This window comes from Pseudarthrobacter sp. 902506025 (assembly GCF_040702325.1).
Lineage (GTDB): Bacteria > Actinomycetota > Actinomycetes > Actinomycetales > Micrococcaceae > Arthrobacter.
Genome location: NZ_JBFBKW010000001.1, coordinates 349,588 through 369,070 on the forward strand (window position 1 = coordinate 349,588; position 19,483 = coordinate 369,070).

Below are 19,483 nucleotides of genomic sequence, written 5' to 3' on the forward strand. Positions count from 1 at the left end.
ATTCTGCAAAGCTGGTGAAGTGGGACGTTTAGCGCGTTGTCGGGAACCCTTGCTGCCAGGCATGCTTCTCCGCAAGAGAACCTCGGCAGGTCGTCCGTACGCACATCGATTTGGTGAGCCTGTGTAGGCTCAGAAGTAGGGGACATTTCTTGTGCGTGACCTTGCCAATGTCACGGCACTGGTTCACATTCAGGCCATCCCAAGGGACGCGACCGTAAGGGAACGGTAGCCGAACTGGCCTCAGCAGCCAGCAAAAGCGTGCGCAAAAACTTGACACAGTCAAGTATTGTCAGTGTTATAAGAAGGATCTTCTCCCAAGCGCAGAATCTAATCTGGCAGCAATCGATAAACAGGGTTACTGACCGACATTTGATGCCGAATTCAGCCCCGCAAGGTCGTGTGCACCCTCGATTTGCAAGTGACACGGAAGCTGCGCGAATCTGGACTTAGTCCAACAACGACCTCTGCTTGCCCGCAGGGGTCTTTTCTCTTTTCTGCCGGGTCAAAGACTGCCGGGAGCATGAGTCGTTGGTCTATTTGGAGGGACTGCTAACGTGAAACTAAAAGCGCAACGCCGCTGCGCGTAACCAAAGACCTCTTGACACGACCCGCGATCATGGTCAGTACAAGGCATTGCGCAGGCCAGACACAGGCCGCGTCATCGCGGCCGATAAGTAATGGCAAAACGGCACAACCGCCTGAGCAACCTTCCGAACCTCTGCAACCGCAGGGGTTCTTCTCTTCTAAGTACAGAAAGGAGCCAGCCTCTTTATCCCCTGAATCAGCCCTGAAAATTTGTCATCTCTCGAAGGACCGCCCCCTGGGCGGTCCTTTTCTTTTGCGCTTTTCCGTCATTCCGGGCGTCACAGACGCCTTCAACCACAGGAGGTAACCATGAATTCATACTCATATGCACTCTTCATCAAGTGGACCGCGGCGACTTACCTTGAGGAGCGTCGGCCGGGGACCGGGCGGTCTCAGACGATTCACACTTGGCTGAGGGCTTATGGCGTTACAGCTGCAAGGGTCGAGGCTTTCCTTCGGCTTAGCCCTAAACACTCCGCCACGATGCCCAACGGGCTGGTTATGGACATTCTGGAGCTCGGCAACTCAAAAGTGCGCCAAACACTGAAGGACGAATATCTTCTCGACGCGCTGCTCCACACATGGGGAGCCCTAGCAGATGTCTACGGCAGGGCAGCCAGCCCTGCCGACCGCGAAGTGGCAAGACTACTGTTTCTGGATGAGTCCGGGCACGCGCTAATCATGGCCCAGGGCATGGGATACCCCGGGGCAGAGACATTGCTCAGGAAATACTGGCTGGAAACCGAGCTGCTTGACCTTTCCCAGATCCGCAAGAGCACGCCAGGCTTCAAAGATGTCGGCAAGCATCTTGAGTACATCAAGCGGCAACGAAAGGACCTTCCGAAGAGGCCGGCGCCGGTGCAGGCGGGGCAGCAGCCACAACCGAAAAACCCAGTTTCAGCGCGGGGGGAGACCCCAACCCCTCCGGTAAACAAGCGCGCAATCACCTCTAGGCTTATTCAGGACAGAGATCGGCTCCCGGTGCTGCCGACCAGCGGTTGGCATCGGCGTAACCCCTCCGAGAACCTGATCGATGGTCTGTACGGAAATTGGCGTGACCACTGGGACAACACATTGCCTGAACGGTAAAAACCTGACTCAATACCCGCCGGTCAGCTTGCTGCTGCGAGTAATTGATAGAAGGAACGGGTCATCTACGGCAAGACCACAGGGTCGTGCCGTAGATGACCCACCCGCCCCTAAGGGCTGGTAAAGGTGACCTCTTCCAAGGCTTCTGCTCCACCAACCCCGAACGCCGATAACGGATCTTTCGTACAGCTGCCGGAAGGGTTCCGATGTCAGCCGCCAGTGACCTAACCGGTCCGGCATTGTTGCCCATCGCAGGTTGGTCCGCTGAATGAGGATTAGTCGAAGCGGAGTGACTTATAGGCGGTGTCTTTGTTCATGTTCCATCCGGCGACGAGGCCTGTGCCTACCATTTGGTCGCTGAGGCGTGCGAGGCGGTAGGCGGGGTCGGTGTCGAGTGCGAGTTGGAGGAATTGGTGTGCTTTGCTTCCTCTGCCTTCCCACCAGTTGATGTAGCCGATGGTGGTGAGGGCCGGGGCTGCGTGCTCTGGGCTGGTGCGGGTGTAGGCGTGGAGGAGCAGTTGTTGTGCCCATTCAATGCGTGACCATTTTGGTGCGGCGTCGGTTTTGGGCGAACAGGATGTCTTGCATGGATTCGTCCAGGCCGGGGATGTCTGCGATTAGGCGGTCGCGGATGCCGGGAAATTGCAGGTGGGCGACCAGGGCGTGGCAGTCGCCGTCGCTGGGGTATGAGGTGGAGTCGAGCATGTCGGCCCAGAGTTTCCGTCCGTTTCGGACGGCTTCGTGGTCTTCCTGGTTCCTGATGTTTTCCATGTGCTGTTCAACGGCCTTGGATTTGGCTGTCTCGTTATTTGTGGTGGGGAGGGTGATTTGGTCGGTGGGTTGGATGGCGCTGCCGCGGTAGATGAATTCGGCGTTGATGGCGCTGGTTTGGGTGTCGCTGACGGGCAGGGCGAGTTCGTGGCCCGGTTCGGCGTCGTAGGGGATAAGGTGTCGTCTCCGACGATGAGGCCGTCGCGGATGGTGATGCCTTGTTCGGCGAGGACGCCGGTGAGGGCGGAGATGGTGCCGGCGTGCGGTCTGGGTTGACCGGGCTGGGTGGGTTCGCTGGTGTAGACGGCGATGAGCAGTGATGTGGCGGTGGTGTCGGAGCTGAGGTAGTGGGCGACGGTCCGGGCGTAAGGGAGTTCCTGGCCGGGTTGGCGGGGCAAGTCGATGCGCAGGGTCGCGCCGACGCTGTTGTCGTTTAGTCTGATGCAGACCAGGCTTTCCTTCGGCCAGAAGCCGAGAGTGTGCCCGATGAAGCTGAGGACATCTGGTGGCGTCTTGATGGTGAGCTTTTCCATGTCCCTGTTTCCTTCTTCGTTGTGATTGCCGTAGCTTTCTGCGGTTGTTGGTGGTGGGCGTCGTTCTGGTAGGGGACCACCCGCTGGGGTCAGGGGCCGGAGTGCAACTTGGGGGGACCGGGACCGGGGCCGAAAACTTCATCTGGGAAACTGCTTCTACTGTCAGTGTGGGGAAGTTTTCGGTTCCGGGGCCGGCGCGGTAGCGCCCTGGTTGCGCGGAGGACCCGCCCAGCGATCATGGGACATATCAGAATGACAAGCAGTGATTAAGCTTTCAGTCGTTCATTGGAAGGAGCAGGTCAAACAGCATGACTTCTGAATCAGAGCCAAGCTGCAATTAGTGGCCCTGCGCCTTTATCTGCAGAAAATGGGGTTACCCTGTACGCCCTTTATTCCCGAACACCTCGTGGGTGCATCCGCTCGGAATTGGGGTGATAGCATCGGGCTCTTGTCGCGATGAAGGATGCTCATGGAAGCCCTGTTTGGTTTTTTGTTAGTCGTCGTCTTTTTCTAGTGGTTGGCCCGCAGAAAGAAACAGCGAGCACTGAAGGTATTGGCCTCCTTGCAGAAGAAGGCTCCAAGACCGGAAGTACGTGAACCGCTGACCTATACGAGGCCCCGCTCCGTCCCAGAGCCTGCCCCGGCAGAGCGCGCGTCCATGCGGTTTGCTGAGCCTGGGCGTGTTGGCGAGCTGTTCAGCTATGGCGGGCCCGCATCGGGAACGGGCTACGTCCATGACGGTTCCTTTGCCGTGATCGATGTCGAAACAACCGGGTTTTCGCCAGGGAAAGGCGATCGTGTTATCGAGTTGGCCATTGCCCGCGTCGACAAGTACGGCCGGATCGAAGACGAATATGCGACACTCCTGAACCCAGAAGGGCGCGACACGGGGGCGGTATTTGTCCACGGCATTAGCAACGATGCAGTGCGGAATGCCCCATTATTTTCCGACGTCGTCGCGGACGTCCTTGCGCGTTTGGATGGAGCCGTCGTGGTCGCGCACAACGCAAGGTTCGAAGAACGATTCATCGCGGCCGAGTTTGCTCGGGCTGGCGTGAAAACACCGCCCATGCCAGCTCTCTGTTCTCTCTGGCTGGGGCAGCAAACGTTTGACACACCAAATCACAAGCTCGGCACGCTCGCGCAGCACGCCGGAATACCCCTGATTGACGCTCACGCTGCCCTGGGTGACGTTAGGGCAACAGCGGCCTTACTTCCCTTGATGCTCGATCGATACCGGCCAGGACTTGAGTTCGGTCACGACCCGGCGCGCGGACTTTTTGATCCTTACCGCCTGGGCTCCGTGGGTCCGCTGACACGGGCCAGTTCATTGCGGAAAGGCACGGACGGTTGGATGCACTCCCTCCTGTCCCGCCTTCCCATCAGTACAGGAGACGTCAGCGACGCCGCGACCGCAGAGTATCTTGAAGCCCTTGCAGTCGCCTTGGAAGACGGCAAAATCATCGGTGACGAAGCTAAGGCTCTGGCTAAAGTCGCCGGTCGAGGAGGCATGGGGGCAGAACAAGTGCGCGGCCTCAATGAACGGTTCCTGGAATTGATGCGCGAAGCCGCGTTCGCAGACGACGTCTTGACGGCGGGGGAGCTCACCGAGCTGAAACGTGCCGCAGACGCCTTGGCAGCTCCCGGTTATTTCGACGATCTGCAGGCGACCGCCACGGCCGTCATCGGGCAGGCAAGAGAAGCACTGAACTCCTCGCCAACAGCACCCACGCCCCGAAAATGCGGTCACTGCCGAACACCCGGCCATTACCGTTCAAAGTGCCCTGAACTGAACTAAAAGGGGTGTGGACAATGTCCACACTTTTCGTCGCAAACTGCCTCGTAGTTCCGTCGGACCAATCCGGATTCCGCATCTTTTCGCGAGTTCCCACTGTTTCCAAGGGCTGGAATGTAGTTCGAGTCCCACCTCGGGCACAACAGATCGCCTCGTCAGGGGCGATTTTGCTTTAACGTGTTGACAAAGCTTGCGGTCGCGTCGCCTGACGGGTTGGGTCGCGGGCTGTAGCCTGGCCGCCGCGGGGGGTATGCAGGTGTGTGGGTGGCGGGTCCAGGACCCTGGCTGGTGGGCCCTCCGCGTGCTGTTTGATGGGGTCGTACGGTTCCTCGCTTCCGGTCTTGTCGGGTAGGCCCCGGGGTGGCCTACACCTATTCATGGGCCGGGGGAGAGACGACGACATGACCGCAGCGCGTTTGATTCGCGGCCTCCGATGCGGGGTTTCGACGACCCAAAAAGCACCTTGCGTTCATCGCTTTGTCCAGCCAAAGTAAGTGTGGACACTGTCCACACTTACGTCTGATTTGATGCTCTGCCCGGCGCCGGCCGGGAGTTCGAGTTCTCGCAGTCCCGCTTGCCGTGACTTAGCGCAGGGCCGTCAGATGAAAGACTGTTGGACTCGGCGGTGTGCCGCTCTTCCCCGAGGCAGGTGGGAGGGTCAGCTTGAGATATATCGCTGCTGGGAGTCGGTGTCCAAGGGGCCGTAATCCGACTCCAACCTGACGCCGTCGGACGGTCAGACTGATGTCCGATTAGGGTGTAGTGCACTCGGATTCGCGCCCTTATCGGATTTGCTTCTGGTTGAGCCAAGGTTGGCCTCCCGGAGGCTTGTCGGCGGCGCAGGCACGGCCGGTGGGATGTACCGCATCAATGCCAGCGGCGACTCCCCAGGACCGTCACAGCGGCGGTGATGGCGATGCCGAGGCCGATCGGGACGCTGAGATGGATCTGCAGGAGGAGTACTCCGATGGCGGCCCCGGCGAACATAGCGAGGACAGCGCCCAGCCGTCGGTTGAGTAACCGGGGCCTTTGCTTGCCCACAAGTGACTCTCCGGCGAGGGAGGTGATGGTGGAAGTAATGACCACTGTGGTCATGTCTCGTACGCCCAAATGCCGCGCAATCAGGGCCTGGGAGCCCATGTGCATGGCGATAAGGGCGGCAACGATGACACGAATGGACTGGTGGCCGACGTCTTCCACGCTGAGAGAGATGGCGGCGGTTCCCGTCAACGCGATACAACCCGCTGTGAGAAGGAGCGTGACCCTGCGGTTCCAGCCTTTCGGGCTTGACTGGAGCGTAAATCCGGCGGCTGCAGCGCCGAGGAGAAAGGCGCCAAGTGCTACCAGTGGGCCCAAAGTTGGCAGGTTCGCGGCCCCGGCCAACGCCATCGCAAGAATTACCACGTTGCCGGTCATGTTTCCGGTGAAGACGCGATCAAGTCCAAGGTAGCCGACGGCGTCAACCACACCTGTAACGAGCGTGAGGGCCATCATGAGCATCAGTCGGAACTTTTCCGGAGACGCATTTTCTTGCGGAGTAGAGGTGGTTTTGGTGCCTGAGCTGGCTACGGCTGATGTCACGGTTTATGGAATCCTTCATCGTGAGGGGTGGTCTCTATGACCACCCCTCGGACATGTTTGTTGGTCATCGTCAATCAGGCCCTCGTCAAGGACGTGGTCGTTGGCCGTCTGTACGTCCATGCCGCCAACCACGAAGCGCGAATGGCGGCAGTCCGCCGTCGTGAGCCGTTCTGCTTCCTGCCTGGCATTGTTGGCGCGGCGCTCAGCCTCCAAGCTTGGAATGCTCGCCCAGGCGGTGCCATGAACGGTTGTGGTAGACCAGGGCGTCGCCGGGTTCGCCCGCTTGGACGTCACGCATCACGCGGGACTCCAGGGCGTGCACGGCGATGATGGTGGAAGTCCCCACCTCCATTCGATCGATGACGGCGCAGCGCACCCACGCGCGGACATCGTCATACACCGCTTCACCGGTCGTAAGGGCCGACCAGCGGTGCGTCTGGTCAAAGCGGTCGGCACCGGGGGTCGCTCCCAACTTGGCCAAGTCGACGTCGTGCGCGTCCAGCAGGTGCACGACGACGGTTTCGGCGCGCGACAGCACCTCGGACGAAGAAGACAGTGCCGAGACAGAGAAAATCAGCAACGGAGGGTCCGCACTCACCGACACGACCGACGATACCGTCAACGCCACAGGCCCTTCGCCGGCATCGGCCGTGACGACGGCGACACCTCCCGGGTGCCCACGGAACAGTGCTTTGAATTCATCGGCCGAGAGGGAAGACGGGAAGCTTTGCTGCGGAGCCTCGAGCCAAGTGTCTGCGGGGTAGGCGTGAAACACCGTTATGACACCTTGGGGGTGGAGCGGGCGAGTTCATCGCGAACGATGGTCGTCCCGGCGCTGAGGGCACTCAGCTTGGCCAGCGAGACGTCCCGGGGGAACGGTGCCATGCCGCAGTTCGAGCTGGGGATGAGCTTGTCCGCATCGACGAACTGCAGGGCCTTGCGGAGGGTGTCTGCGACTTCTTCCGGGGTCTCAATGGTTTCGCTTGCGACGTCGATAGCCCCCAGCATGACTTTCTTGCCGCGGAGGATCTCGATGAGGTCCATGGGCACGTGGGAGTTCTGGGATTCCAGCGAGATGATGTCGATGCTGGAGCTCTGGAGCAGCGGGAATGTTTCCTCGTACTGCCGCCACTGTGAACCGAGCGTCGCCTTCCAATCATTATTCGCCTTGATCCCGTAGCCGTAGCAGATGTGCACGGCGGTCTCCGCACGCAGTCCTTCTGCCGCTCTCTCAAGCGCAGCCACGCCCCAGTCCTTGACCTCATCGAGGAAGACATTGAACGCGGGCTCGTCGAACTGGATGATGTCCACGCCGGCCGCCTCGAGTTCTTTCGCTTCCTGGTTAAGGATCGCGGCGAACTCCCAGGCCAGCTTCTCGCGGCTCTTGTAGTGGTCATCGTAAAGCGTATCCACCATCGTCATCGGACCGGGAAGAGTCCATTTGATCGGCTTGTCGGTAGTTGAGCGGAGGAATTTTGCGTCTTCGACGAATACCGGCCGTTCGCGGCGCACCGGCCCGACGACGGTTGGCACGCTCGCGTCGTAACGGTCACGGATGCGCACGGTCTTGCGCTGTTCAAAGTCCACCCCGACGAGATGCTCGATGAACGTCGTGACGAAGTGCTGGCGGGTTTGCTCGCCGTCGCTGACGATGTCAATGCCGCGCCGGGTCTGCTCGTGGATGGCGATGCGCAGCGCGTCCTGCTTGCCCTCGAGCAGCGCATCCCCCTCCAGCTTCCACGGGGACCAAAGAGTCTCCGGCTGTGCGAGCCACGATGGTTTCGGCAGGCTTCCGACAAGGGTGGTGGGCAAAAGTGTGTTCATGATTGGCGATTCTCCGAGGGTCAGTTGACGAGAGCGGGGTAGTTGGCGGTCCACTGGTCCAACAGATCCTTGTGGGGCGTGATGAAGTGTTCCTCCGTGTACTTCGCCTGCGTGACCGCGAGCTGACCGCGCTCGACGCGGTCGTAAGCGATCTGGGTCCGCGAGAAATCCTGCTCGCCCAGGCTCGGCTGGTAGACGACGGCGGCGGCGGAGTTCGCGTTGTAGACCTCCGGGCGGTAGATCTTCTGGAACGTCTCCATGGTGCTGATCGTGCCGATGAGCTGCAGGTTGGAGTAGTCGTTGAGCAGGTCGCCCCGGAAATAGAAGGCGAGGGGAGCCACGCTGCCGCGGGGCATGAAGTAGCGGACCCGCAGCCCCATCTTTGCGAAGTACGCGTCCGTCAGCGAGAACTCGTCCTGCTGGTACTCGACGCCCAGGACCGGGTGATGGTTTCCGGTTCGCCGGTACGTCTTGCTCGTGGAGACGCTGATGCAGACCACTGGCGGTTGCGGGAAGCGTTCCCGGCATACCGGGGAATCGAGGAAGTGCTGGAACAGCTTGCCGTGAAGGTCTCCGAAGTCCTCGGGTACGGTGGGCTTGCCCGAGTCAGCTGCTGCCGCTGGCAGTACGACGCTGAAGTCGAAGTCCCGGACGTAGGAGGAGAAGTTGTTGCCGACGATCCCTTGGTGGCGGACCCCGTTCAGCAGGTCGACGATCTGGATATCGAGAACCTCGAACAGCGGGAACTGCTGATCCGTACCGTCCGCGGTGAACTGTATCTGCACGGAAACGATCTCAAGCTCGAGCGTGTAGCGGTCCCGGTCCGGGTTGTCCCAGTCTGCGAGATCGTTGAAACGACGCCGAATCATGGTCAAGGCGTTGCGGAGGTTCTCCTGGCGGTGCTCGCCACGTGCCAGGTTGGCGAAGTTCGTCGTGATCCGGGAGCCTTCCGACGGGGAGTAGTCCTCGTCGAAGCGGGTGGTGGTAATGCTGAAGGTGAAATCGTCGGCCATGCGCTGCCAATCGTTGATGGGCCGGAGACGGCCTTTCCGAAGGGGATGTATCCATGGTGCAGCCTTTCAAGGGGTATCAAGTAACTAGGCGTTACTATGCATTCATATAGAATTTTCCTATGGCCCAGATTTCGACCGGACTGACCCTGCAGCAGCTCCGCTACTTCATAGAAGTTGCCGCTGAGGGGTCGATCTCCGCCGCGGCCGATCTTCTCTACGTCGCGCAGCCGACCATGTCCGCTGCCATGAAGGACCTTGAGGCACGGGTGGGCCGTGCACTCCTGGTTCGCTCCGCCCGCGGGGTCACCCTCACCGCCGACGGGGTAGAGTTCCTCGGCTACGCGAGGCAGGTGGTCGAGCAGTTCGCCCTCCTCGAGCAGCGCTATCTTGGCAGGCCACCGACACGACGTCTGCTTGGGGTGTCCACGCAGCACTACTCGTTCGCGGTGGACGCCTTCGTCCGGATGGTCAAGGCCACTGAGGTGGCCGAATACGAGTTCTCGCTCCGCGAGTCCCGCACCTGGGACATCATCGAGGATGTCCGGACACTCCGCAGCGAGATAGGCATCCTCTACCGGAACGATTTCAACCGGAAGGTCATCGACAAGCTGCTCCGCGAATCCGGGCTCGCGTTCTCTCCGCTGTTCCTCGCCGATCCACACATTTTCATATCACGGAAGAACCCGCTCGCGTCAAAAGAGCGGGCGACTCTGCACGATCTTGCCGCCTTGCCGCGGCTGACCTTCGATCAAGGTGCGAACAACTCTTTTTACTTTGCCGAGGAGATTCTCTCCACCTTGTCCAGTAAGCAGGAGATCCGGGTCTCCGACCGCGCAACGATCTTCAACCTCATGATCGGGCTCCACGGTTACACGATCTCGACGGGCATCATCAGCGGGCAGCTCGACCCGGAGATCGTCGCCATCCCGCTCGAGGTTGACGAACGCATCGAGATCGGCTGGATCGGCCACGCCGCGATTCCGCTTACCGACCAAGCGCAGCGCTACCTCAGGGAACTGCGCGCCGTCGTCGCTGAGTTCGGCGTAGCATTGCTCGACTGACTGCAGTTGAGCGGGCGGGTCTTTTACCCTTTCGGTGATTAGACGTGTTTCTGACAGCCGGTTAGGAGCTATGCCGCCCACGTGCCCTTGTGACGAGGAAATAGGAACGAGCGGGAGACCGTCCGACCTATGCGTGTTTCGCCTTGTCAGCCGCTTTTCATATCAGGTTGTGGTGTACTTCAGTGAGGCGATGACCACGCCCCTGGCAAGACAGCGGGCTTCCACGATCGTCACTGCCGAATACTGCAGGAAGCCGCGGCGACTGCTGTTCAGCCACGCCCTGGCTCGAATAGATGAGACGCGGCAGTCCGCGCCTGTGCACTCTGCAGGGGCGAAGCAAGACGCGTTTTTTTCAACTGCAGGGCCGATTGTTGCAAACTTGCACGACTCCTATCATGGTTTTACCGTTTCCTCTCTGCACCGAACAGAGACGCTTTTAAGGTCGCGAGTGCCGTGGTGAAGAATCCTTTCGAGCATCGGACACATGAATCGAAAAAGCCGGAGAAGACCGGTGGGCATCACGGGCTGCATCTGACCGAGTGGCTCAGGCGCGAGGACGAGGGCATCGAGCGTGCCTACAGCAGCATCTTCCTCAGCGGGCATGACCGTCCGCTTGCCCCGGACCGTACTTGCATTCAGGGGCACGAGATCCAGCCGGGGCAGGACCACTGCTCGCACGGGCATCCAGTCGGATAACGGCTTAGGTACTTTCTCATTTGGCCAGCGCGCACAGCCGGTCCAGGGTCTCGTTGAGGGTGGGTTGGATCTGGCCGCTCAGGAGTTCACGCTTGTTCCCGGCGGACTCATCCTCCAGCGGGGAGGGCAGGGGTGGTGTCGTGACGGTCATCGCGGCCTGATAGCGCCCATCGGCGCTACTGGCCGCCACAGTCACGTAGCCCCAGAAGAGCCCCTGGCCCATGTACCGGGACTGCTTTGAGCATCCGTCCGCGTGCTCCCACACGCCCAGGCCGTGGGGTGCGAAGCCGGGACTTGTCTTTATCTCCTTCAAGGACGCTGCAGAGATCGCTCGCCCCTGGAAGATGCCGGCCATGAGCAGGTTGACGTCTTCCATCGTTGAGACAGCACCTCCGGCTGGGTTTCCGACGAAAAAGTTGTTGTCGGTGGTATCGACCAGCTCCCCGTGGAGGGTCACGTAGCCGTGCAGAAGCCCCGCGTCGTGCGTGTCGGTTCGTTCCAGGGTGGTGTGCTTCAAACCGAGAGGATCGAAAACCTCTTCCTGCATGACCTGGACGAAGGGCTGTGCCGTAGTGTCTGGATCAGGAGACCGAGCGCGAAGTAGTTCGTGTTCGAGTACTTGAAAAACCCCACGCTTGACGCCTCCCAGGGGAGGGTCCCTGTCAGCTCCGAGCCACGCTCCATCGTCATCGTCCGAGAGAACAGGGGGCGAAAGTCAGCATCGACAGGCAGCGCATCGTCGGCCTCGGGTATCCCCGATGGGTGGCTGAGCAGTTGCCGTACGGTGATCGGGCCGGGAGGCTTAAGCACTGTTGTGAACCCGGGGATGACATCGTTGACGGGGTCATCGAGTCCGATGAGGTGGTCGTCGACGAGCTTGAGCACGGCTACGGCTGTCATGGTTTTGGTGACGCTTGCGACTTGTGCCCGGTCCGTAGGTTGCGCCTGCGTCCTGGTTGCAAGGTCACGCAGGCCGTAGGCCCTGGAGCTTCCCCCCTCGGGCCACCGGACTTGCACGACAGCGGATACGGCGCCTTGGTCCAAAAACAGCTGAACCTGGCTTTCCAGGGAAGCAAAGGGGTTCGGCGAGCTTGATGACGGTGCGGGCTCATCAGTGGAATAGGTACAGCCGGTCAAAGTGAGGACGAAGGCGAACGCCAGCCGCCTCCACCCGTGATCTTTCATGCTCATCGCAGGCACCTGCTCGGGACGAGGTGACAGGTTCATGGCCGCCTGCGACACCACGTCCGGCCTAACCTACGACAGGGCCGTCCGCCCAGCACCCCAATATTAAGACTGGTCCTCGGGTTAGGGAAACAGTGCCGCTAACCCGTCAAGTCTTCGACCTGGTATTGGAATCCGTCGACATCGAGGGCAGGCGGAACGGTTTGGCCTCACCGAATCCGGGAATCAATAATCGTGGACAACACCGACACCCCTAGATACCCATCTGCCCACACTGGCCGACAAGTTGGAACTATGGACCCGACCCCGGTTGCTTACCCTCGCTGCCACTTATCGGGGGAGAGTGGTGGAGAAAGAATCCGAGTGCGGTGCGGTTGCTGTCATCGTTGCGCTGATGATGGTTGTCCTGAACGGCTGTGGAGCTCTGGCCGTGGACTTCGGAATGCTGTACGCCCAGAAGGCGCAGCTGCAAGGCGGCGCGGACGCGGCTGCCCTGGCCATCGCCCACGACTGCGCTTTGTGCAAGTCCGCCGCACCCGACACGGCCGTGCAGTACGCGAAATTCAATACGAACAGCGGGATGGCCGACGCACCCGCCCCGACCTTCTCGTCCGCAGGCACCGTCGTGGTGACAACGGCGGCCAGGGACGTCAAGGGCCCCGGTGTGACATTGTGGCCGGGGAACATTTTTGGGATTTCCCGCGCAGATGTCGGTGCGACATCCAAAGCCGTGTGGGGCGGCCCCTCAGGGCTGACCACTGCTCTGCCGGTCGCGTTCTCTGAATGCCAGTTCGACCTCAGCGGAAGATCCAGTTGCTGATTCTGCACGGCAGCACCACCTGGGTCAGCGACAGTCCGTCCGGGCAGGTCATTCCCGGCGGCTTCGGTTGGCTCACCCCCGAAAGCAGCGGCGTCTGTGGCACGACGGTGACGATTGCAGCCTCACCGTGTCGTCTAGGAACGGCGACAGCATGCCCAACGGGACCGTCTGCAAGCCTGCTTCACCACCCTCCAGGCGCAGACTGTCCTACTGCCGGTGTTCGACACCGTCACTGCCGGAGCTTTCCTTATCAAGGGCTTCGCGGCGTTCCAGATCCTTGGCTATAACTTCCTGTCCCTTTCCTGGAACAACACTGGAACGATCAAATGCACCGGCACCTGTACCGGGATCATCGGGAAATTCGTCAAGTACGTCTCCCTGGCTAACGTTAAGCTCGGGGGCCGACTTGGGCGCCGAAACAGTGAAGCTGGGACTTTAGCTTGGGGAGCGTATGCCGCAGGAACTCCCGCTACCCCAGCCTGGGGTGGGTTCTGCCGAGAAAGCGGCAGGGCCCCAAAGAACTCTTGCCGCTGCCCCAGATGCGGACGGCTAAGCCGACTCTTGGGGACAACAGAAGACCCCGAGGCCTTGGGGGGTGGCTCGGGGTCTTCCTGGCTTCTACGTTCACCGGGGGAAGGTAGCTGTAGTCGCCTCGATCAGGTTACTGGTGGGTATTCTCGTCAGCAACTTGCGTTATTGCACGTCGGGCCTGCGTACATACAGATTCGTATCTTTCCGCCGATGGTTACTTCTCGGGGGTGATGGATCCGGATTTATCCGGCTCTTCGTCAGATCCTGCGGAAGCAGACGGGGATCTGCTGGGGGCTCCGCTGTAGAGGTTTAGGTCTGGGAATATCAGTGGCGGTACATGGTCAGTTCAGTTTTGATTAACACCAATGGACTATCCTCTGTCATCCGGTGGGTGGAGAAGTATTTGCATTCGAAGTGGACTGGGCTCGGCCACCATTGGTGTGGGGGAGAGCTTGGCATAGCGCTTAGTGGTGCCGGCGCGGTCGAGCTCGTTTTCCTCGAAGGGCAGCGCCATGGCGCTGATGTTGACGGCTTCGCCGAGGTCGTGGGTAGCCACACGAACCAGCCGGTTTGTTCGGCGTTAAGAGGTAAGGACGGTGTCTTTCCTGCGGCCCCGTCAGGGTATTGGTTCGCCGAGAACATCACCCTTGGGGGCGAAGGCCAGGTTCTGCCGTTGGCTGTAGGGGGCGACGTTTTTGACGCCCTCGAGGCTGGTGCTGGAGACCCAGCCGATGGCCGCGGGACGTTACAGCTCTTGAAGGGCGAGTATGGCCGTGATGCCCGACACTGATCGGGACAACACCACCGATCACCTCGAGGCCGCCGCATTCGGTTCATTGGGCCTCATTCTGCTATGGCCGAAGTCTGTGCGCGGGATACGAGGGCAGAACGAGGCTGGCCACGAATGGCGGGACAAGGTGCGTCCCAGTTTTCCCATTCGCCGGCCGCGGCGATTTTCTGGGGCAGGTCCCAGGGGTTCGCCGTTTGAAGGGGCTGTGGAAGCAGTTCTTCAGGGGTGTTCTGGAATCTGCTGTCAGGCTTTCATGGCCCGTGGCGCTGCCGGCCCCTTCGTTGCCCTGCCGACAGCCGCGGCTATTGCGGTGCTACTCGTCGCGACGGTGCTGGCTATACACAACCGCGGGGATTGCCCCTTTCGGGCAGCGAAAGCAGTCAGCACCGCGGAAGCAAACGCCCACCGACGCACCAACGGTCTAGGAATCGCGCCCCGGTTCCGACCTGACGGGGTCGCGTCGAGGACGTAACAGGGCCCCGGCCCCGAGCGGGAGCCGGGACTCTGTCATTGCGTATCCTGGATGTGGAAGCGGCCGGCGGGCGTTCTGCCGGTCAGGGGTGGATCAGTCGTCCTCGTGGTTCGTCGAGCCGGCGGGGATGCCGGGGACCTCGTCGGGTCCGTAGATCTTTTCGTCACCGGGGTAGGGGGTCGCCCATTTGTGGGTCTGGTACCAGGTCCAGCGGTTGAAAAGGTTGGGGTCGGCGTAGTCTTCCTTCGCACCGTTGCCGGTCAGGTGCTGCTTCTCTGACCAGTCATCCCACTTTGCGGCCGTCTCCTTCATGGGGACCGGGACAGCGGTGGCTTGGGTTGCCGTGTCGTTGACGGCCGCCGCGGCCGCACCGGTCTGGCCGAGGGTGTCGGTGCCGCAGGCGGGTGCGGACTTGACGCCCTCGGTGAGCGGTACCTGGTTCGGCACGGCAGAATACGGGGTCAGATCGGCCTTGTTGGTGAAGGCGTCGAACATCGGGGTGGCCGCGGCCACCTTCTGGTTCAGGGGTTCAGCGCCCAGGATCTGTTCGATGGTGCGGACCATGTTGATCTGCGAGTAGAAGGTGCTGACCGTCTTGCCGTGCACCGCGTAGGGGCTGATGACCTGAACGGGGGCGCGGTGTCCGTCGACGTGGTCGGTGCCGTTCTGGCTGTCGTCCTCGGCTATGAAGATCGCGGAGTCCTTCCAGTACTCCGAGTGGGAGATTTCATCGACGATTTTCCCGACGGCTAGGTCGTTGTCGGCGACCTGGGCTTCGGGGTCAGCCGTCCCGCCGGTGTGGTCGCTGGAGAGCCACGTCATCTGGAAGTTCTTCGGTCCGTTCTTCTCGAAGTCCTGCTTCCACGTCGAGTAGCGGTAGATGTCCGGCACCGAGGTGTCGAAGGGCGCCGCGTTCGGATCCGTGATGTCGTTCAGGGACGGGATGGCGGAGCTGGCGTGCATCTGCAGCGCCGGGGTGAACAGCTGGGCCGGGTCACCGCCAGCCATCGTGCTCGTCGCGGCGCAGTAGTACTGCTGCCAGGTCGCTCCGGACGGCTTGCCTTCCTCCGAGTCGAATTCGCCGTAGTTCCGTGCGGTCTTGCCGGCCGCCTGGATCGCCGTCCAGAGGAAACCGGAGCGCTGGTGGCCCAGGACGTCATCCTCGGTGTCGTAGGAGCGCTTGTATTCGCCGGCGCTGGTTTCGGTGTAGGCGGGGTTGTCGCCCTGCATCATCCAGTTGTGGCCTTCGGCGGAGTTGGTGCCGATGTCGTAGGTGTTGTCGTAGAGGCCGAACTGGCCGGCGAGGGCGTGCTGGTTGGGGGTCACCTTGGCCCCGAACTGGGTCAGGGAGGCGTCTCCGTTGCCCTGCTTCATGTCGCCGTACACCTGGTCGTAGGTGCGGTTTTCTTTAACGATCAGGAACACGTGCTTGATTGTGGACGGTTCCCCTATCCGCTTGGGCACGGCGACGGCCGGAATGTTGGCGGCGGCCGCAGCCGTCGATTCCTTGACCGAGCTGCCGTCCCAACCGTTCTGTTCGAACACGGTCTCGGTCGACTTCTGGATCTCTTCATCGCTGGGCAGCGTGAATTTTGTCAGCGACGCCGTTGTGGAGTGCGTGCCATGACCGGTCGCAGGCGTCGTATTCGGGCCCTCGTTAAGGGTGACCTCCGGCCCGCGCGCGTCGATGCCGCGGACGTTGGTGACCACGATCCGGCCATTCACCGCGGTGACGTTGCCCGGGTAGTAGTCGGTCGGCAGGAGGCCGACGTAGCTGGCCGGGTCTTTCGGGTCCTGCTTGTTGATCTTGTAGACCGCGACGGCGTTGGCACGGCCGAGCGAGATCAGGAGGTGGTCGCCCTGCGCAGTGATGGCTGTTGGTTCGTAGCCGACCTGGGAGGAGGCCCAGGGCTGGGTGGCGATAGTCTGCAGGACCTTGTTGCTCGCGGTGTCCACGACCGAGACGGTGTCGCTGTTGGTGTTGGCAACGTACAGCGTGGCACCGTCCAGGAACATCGCGGTGGGGTGCAGCTGAACGTCGATGGAGGCCACGGCCGCCGCGGCGTTGGCCGTGTCAATGACGCTGAGCGTGCCCGTTGTGGAGATGCCAAGGTTGGGGTCGGCCGGGACGTCGGTGCCGTAGGAGTTCATCGTCGGCTCGCCGGGTGCGGCGGGGCGACCTCCTTCGTTGGACACGTACAGCTTGGCGCCGACAAACTGCAGTTGGCGCGGAGCGATGCCCGTATTGAACGCCTGCTTTATCGTGCCGGCGGTGGGGTCGATCGCGACGACCGTGTTCTGACCGTTCACGGCAGCGTAAAGGGTTGCCCCGTCGGGGGAGAACGCCATTCCGGCGGTCAGTGCCTGCTTGTCGCCAGCAGTGGGGATGCTGATTTTCGTCCCGGTGCCGAGCGAGCCGTCCGCGTTGAAAGGGTACCGGACGAGGCCGGTCGCGATCGGTGCGAACAGGAATTTGCCGTCGGGGGAGAATACCGGGCCTTCTTGGCCGACGGAGCCGTCAGTGATCTTCTGGTATGCCATGTTCGCGTAGCCGGCGTTCCCCGCCGCGGTCGCGAAGGACGCTGCCTCGAGGGTTCCTGCTGCGGCGACGGGCTTGTAGGTGTTGAGGTCGAAGACCTGCAGGTCGACCGAACGGTCGGTGCTGGTCCCGACAAGGTAGCGGCCGTCCGGGCTGACGGTGGAGCCCATGATCTTGCCGAACGGCGTCATCAGACGGTCGCCGAGGGGCTTAATCTCCTGGTTCGAGGAAATCTGCTCCCCATTGTCGGTCTGGGAGCCAACCTGCTGCTGGCCGAAAGGGATGGTTGAGGCGGCAGCAACCCCTCCACCCAGGACGGCGAGAGTGCAGCCAGCAGCGACAATCGCGAGCGGCTTATGACTTCGGACGGACGTCGACAGCCTGCTGAAGACGGAAAATTTGCGTTGGTTGTCGGCGGTGCTGGGACCGGGAACGGCTGTTGAGACTCTTGTCATGCCAACGAATGTAGGGGGCCTAACTTAAATCCAGGTGACCGTCATGGCTATTTCAGGCAACCATCAGAAGCCTTATCTAGTCTGTTGGACCGACACCGCCGTACCCTTACGCGCAGTCCCGGATCTGTCAGCCATGAGCATCCGTTTCTGCACATGAGGTTTTCCCATCTATCAGATAGCGTCGCGCGGAGATGGGGTCCTGACCAGCCACTCCAGCCACTTCATGTTGTTTCCGGAGGACCAACATGGCAAGCATCGAAACTCTTCTCGGCGCCTTGGGCGCCACCGGCAAAGGCGTTGTCATCTCAACCTTCGTCGTCGGCGGAGGCGCTGACGCTGCAATACGCGCCACGGCAGCCGACACCCCAACCAATGACCCGAGCGAAACGGTGACCGCTCCGGCAGCGACCGACCCGTCGGCACCGGCCCCAGTGATCCTTCTGTGCCGACGACCACGAACCCGAGGGCTCCGGCAACAACCGATCCACGACAATCATCGCCGGCCACCTGCAGGCCGGGGACTCATTCCGTTGCCAAAAGACGCTCGACTATTCGTCTGGGGACGGCAGCGCAGAGATCACCGACCGGTCCGTGCACTGCGCCGGCGCCATGATCGTCCTGGAGCACGAGGAGCGGCCCAATCAGATCATGCGGATCGCCCAGCGCCGGGGCTTCGGTGACCACACGGCGTTGAAGATGGACTCACCTGTTCCGGAATCCATGACGGAATAGGTTCGCCTGCATCGGGTCCCTTTCGGTTGAACCCGGAGGTGATGAAGGGCTGGCGAGTTGTTAGTCCGCTTCGTTGGTGCCTGGTGCAACGTCACCCTGGCGGCGGGCCTTGCCTCGGCGACGCAGGGCCTCAATGCCCAGTGGTGCGACGGAGACAAGGACTAACAGCGTCGCCAAGACGTCGATGTTTTTTGCGATGAAGTCAACGTGCCCGAGCCAGATGCCCACCAGGGTGAACGAAACTGTCCATAGGGCGGCACCGAGCACGTTCCACGCCAGGAACCAGCGCCGGCTGTATCGGGCCGCACCTGCCACCAGCGGGGTATACGTCCGGGCCACTGGAACGAAGCGGGCCAATGCCAGCGCCCTGCCACCGTAGCGTTCAAAGAACACTTCTGCCCGCTCCAGGTGCTTGAGCTTGAGGACCCTGGCATCCTCCCGGAACCAGCGCCGCCCCACGACTCTGCCGAGTAGGTAACCGACTTGGTTTCCGGCGATCGCCCCGGCAGCCGCCACCAAAACCAAAAACGGCAGTGGCACAGGGAGGTCTGCGCCCAGGACACCAAGCGAGAACAGTAACGTGTCCCCAGGCAGGAAGGGGAACAAAACGCCGGATTCGATAAACATGATGGCCGCGACGATGATGATCAGCCACGGCCCTGAGTTGGCCAGCAGCGAGGTGAGATCAGGCATGGCTTGTTTCTCTCGATCTGTGTGAATGTGTTCCGCTGTCCATCATCGCGGAAATCAAGCGGAACGCCTTCTAGGCCACGGTGCTGTTTTGGCCGGCGACGTCAGCCGCTCCTACCCCCTTCCAGGTCAGCGCCTTCAGGATCAGTGCTGCCTCCACGCCCGGGACGGGAACGGTGAAGGACACGTAGAGGTCTTCCTTGTGCCGCAGAGGATGACCTTGACACCCAGGAGGAGGGGCGACGCGGTTAGTGGTAAGCGGGGACTTGGGATAATGTCAAACCCTCCTTCAAGCATGGCCTCACGTGTGCGGCGGCGCGG

The 19,483-nt window shown here is 61.3% G+C and carries 15 protein-coding genes and 2 pseudogenes; 6 read left to right on the forward strand and 11 right to left on the reverse strand.

The window, feature by feature from the left end:
* The first annotated feature begins 1,068 nt into the window (after positions 1-1,068).
* On the forward strand, positions 1,069-1,674 hold the full coding sequence (locus AB0280_RS01560) for a hypothetical protein (protein WP_366366087.1): 606 nt from the start codon (positions 1,069-1,071) through the stop codon (positions 1,672-1,674).
* Positions 1,675-1,949: 275 nt separating this feature from the next.
* Here AB0280_RS01560 and AB0280_RS01565 read toward each other — a convergent pair whose 3' ends face one another.
* The 3 genes and pseudogenes from AB0280_RS01565 to AB0280_RS01575 all read right to left on the reverse strand — a co-directional run.
* The gene (locus AB0280_RS01565; protein ID WP_307493218.1) at positions 1,950-2,210 is read right to left on the reverse strand and encodes a DUF4192 family protein; all 261 of its coding nucleotides are present in this window, start codon (positions 2,208-2,210) and stop codon (positions 1,950-1,952) included.
* Entirely contained in the window at positions 2,206-2,445 is a 240-nt protein-coding gene (locus AB0280_RS01570; RefSeq protein ID WP_307493221.1) for a hypothetical protein, read from the reverse strand. The genes AB0280_RS01565 and AB0280_RS01570 overlap by 5 nt, the downstream gene beginning before the upstream one ends.
* Before the next feature lie 245 nt (positions 2,446-2,690).
* A pseudogene (locus tag AB0280_RS01575) lies at positions 2,691-2,978 on the reverse strand (DUF4192 family protein); the annotation flags it as partial.
* Between the two features lie 658 nt (positions 2,979-3,636).
* Here AB0280_RS01575 and AB0280_RS01580 point away from each other — a divergent pair.
* Positions 3,637-4,776, forward strand: coding sequence for a 3'-5' exonuclease (locus tag AB0280_RS01580; RefSeq protein WP_307493216.1), 1,140 nt, complete (start codon positions 3,637-3,639; stop codon positions 4,774-4,776).
* An 864-nt stretch (positions 4,777-5,640) separates the two neighbouring features.
* Here the strand turns inward: AB0280_RS01580 and AB0280_RS01585 are convergent.
* The 4 genes from AB0280_RS01585 to AB0280_RS01600 form a co-directional block, all read right to left on the reverse strand.
* Positions 5,641-6,354, reverse strand: a complete 714-nt coding sequence (locus AB0280_RS01585) for a YoaK family protein (protein ID WP_307489816.1) — start codon at positions 6,352-6,354, stop codon at positions 5,641-5,643.
* Between the two features lie 202 nt (positions 6,355-6,556).
* Positions 6,557-7,129: a flavin reductase family protein gene (locus AB0280_RS01590; protein WP_307489817.1), complete on the reverse strand. Its 573-nt coding sequence runs from the start codon at positions 7,127-7,129 to the stop codon at positions 6,557-6,559.
* Positions 7,130-7,131: 2 nt separating this feature from the next.
* Positions 7,132-8,178 carry a methionine synthase gene (locus AB0280_RS01595; RefSeq protein WP_307489820.1) on the reverse strand — a complete coding sequence of 349 codons (1,047 nt, stop codon included), beginning with the start codon at positions 8,176-8,178 and terminating at the stop codon, positions 7,132-7,134.
* Between the two features lie 20 nt (positions 8,179-8,198).
* The gene (locus AB0280_RS01600) at positions 8,199-9,191 is read right to left on the reverse strand and encodes a DUF1852 domain-containing protein (RefSeq protein ID WP_159632124.1); all 993 of its coding nucleotides are present in this window, start codon (positions 9,189-9,191) and stop codon (positions 8,199-8,201) included.
* Between the two features lie 119 nt (positions 9,192-9,310).
* Here AB0280_RS01600 and AB0280_RS01605 point away from each other — a divergent pair, with 119 nt between their 5' ends.
* On the forward strand, positions 9,311-10,252 hold the full coding sequence (locus AB0280_RS01605; protein ID WP_366366088.1) for a LysR family transcriptional regulator: 942 nt from the start codon (positions 9,311-9,313) through the stop codon (positions 10,250-10,252).
* A gap of 453 nt (positions 10,253-10,705) precedes the next feature.
* On the forward strand, positions 10,706-10,948 hold the full coding sequence (locus AB0280_RS01610) for a hypothetical protein (RefSeq protein WP_366366089.1): 243 nt from the start codon (positions 10,706-10,708) through the stop codon (positions 10,946-10,948).
* A 16-nt stretch (positions 10,949-10,964) separates the two neighbouring features.
* On the opposite strand, the pseudogene AB0280_RS01615 reads toward AB0280_RS01610, so the two are convergent.
* Positions 10,965-12,175, reverse strand: a pseudogene (locus tag AB0280_RS01615) (serine hydrolase domain-containing protein).
* A gap of 304 nt (positions 12,176-12,479) precedes the next feature.
* On the opposite strand from AB0280_RS01615, the gene AB0280_RS01620 reads away from it, so the two are divergent.
* Positions 12,480-12,953 carry a pilus assembly protein TadG-related protein gene (locus AB0280_RS01620; protein WP_307489830.1) on the forward strand — a complete coding sequence of 158 codons (474 nt, stop codon included), beginning with the start codon at positions 12,480-12,482 and terminating at the stop codon, positions 12,951-12,953.
* 901 nt (positions 12,954-13,854) lie between these two features.
* On the opposite strand, the gene AB0280_RS01625 is transcribed toward AB0280_RS01620, so the two are convergent.
* Together AB0280_RS01625 and AB0280_RS01630 are read right to left on the reverse strand one after the other, a co-directional pair.
* The gene (locus tag AB0280_RS01625; RefSeq protein ID WP_307489832.1) at positions 13,855-14,040 is read right to left on the reverse strand and encodes a hypothetical protein; all 186 of its coding nucleotides are present in this window, start codon (positions 14,038-14,040) and stop codon (positions 13,855-13,857) included.
* 799 nt (positions 14,041-14,839) lie between these two features.
* Positions 14,840-17,740, reverse strand: coding sequence for an alkaline phosphatase family protein (locus AB0280_RS01630; protein ID WP_307489834.1), 2,901 nt, complete (start codon positions 17,738-17,740; stop codon positions 14,840-14,842).
* Between the two features lie 591 nt (positions 17,741-18,331).
* On the opposite strand from AB0280_RS01630, the gene AB0280_RS01635 reads away from it, so the two are divergent.
* Complete coding sequence (locus AB0280_RS01635) at positions 18,332-18,472, forward strand: hypothetical protein (protein WP_307489836.1); 141 nt, start codon at positions 18,332-18,334, stop codon at positions 18,470-18,472.
* Positions 18,473-18,532: 60 nt separating this feature from the next.
* Here AB0280_RS01635 and AB0280_RS01640 read toward each other — a convergent pair whose 3' ends face one another.
* A complete protein-coding gene (locus tag AB0280_RS01640; protein ID WP_307489838.1) occupies positions 18,533-19,165 on the reverse strand; it encodes a DedA family protein in 633 nt (210 codons plus the stop codon).
* Positions 19,166-19,483 lie beyond the last annotated feature (318 nt).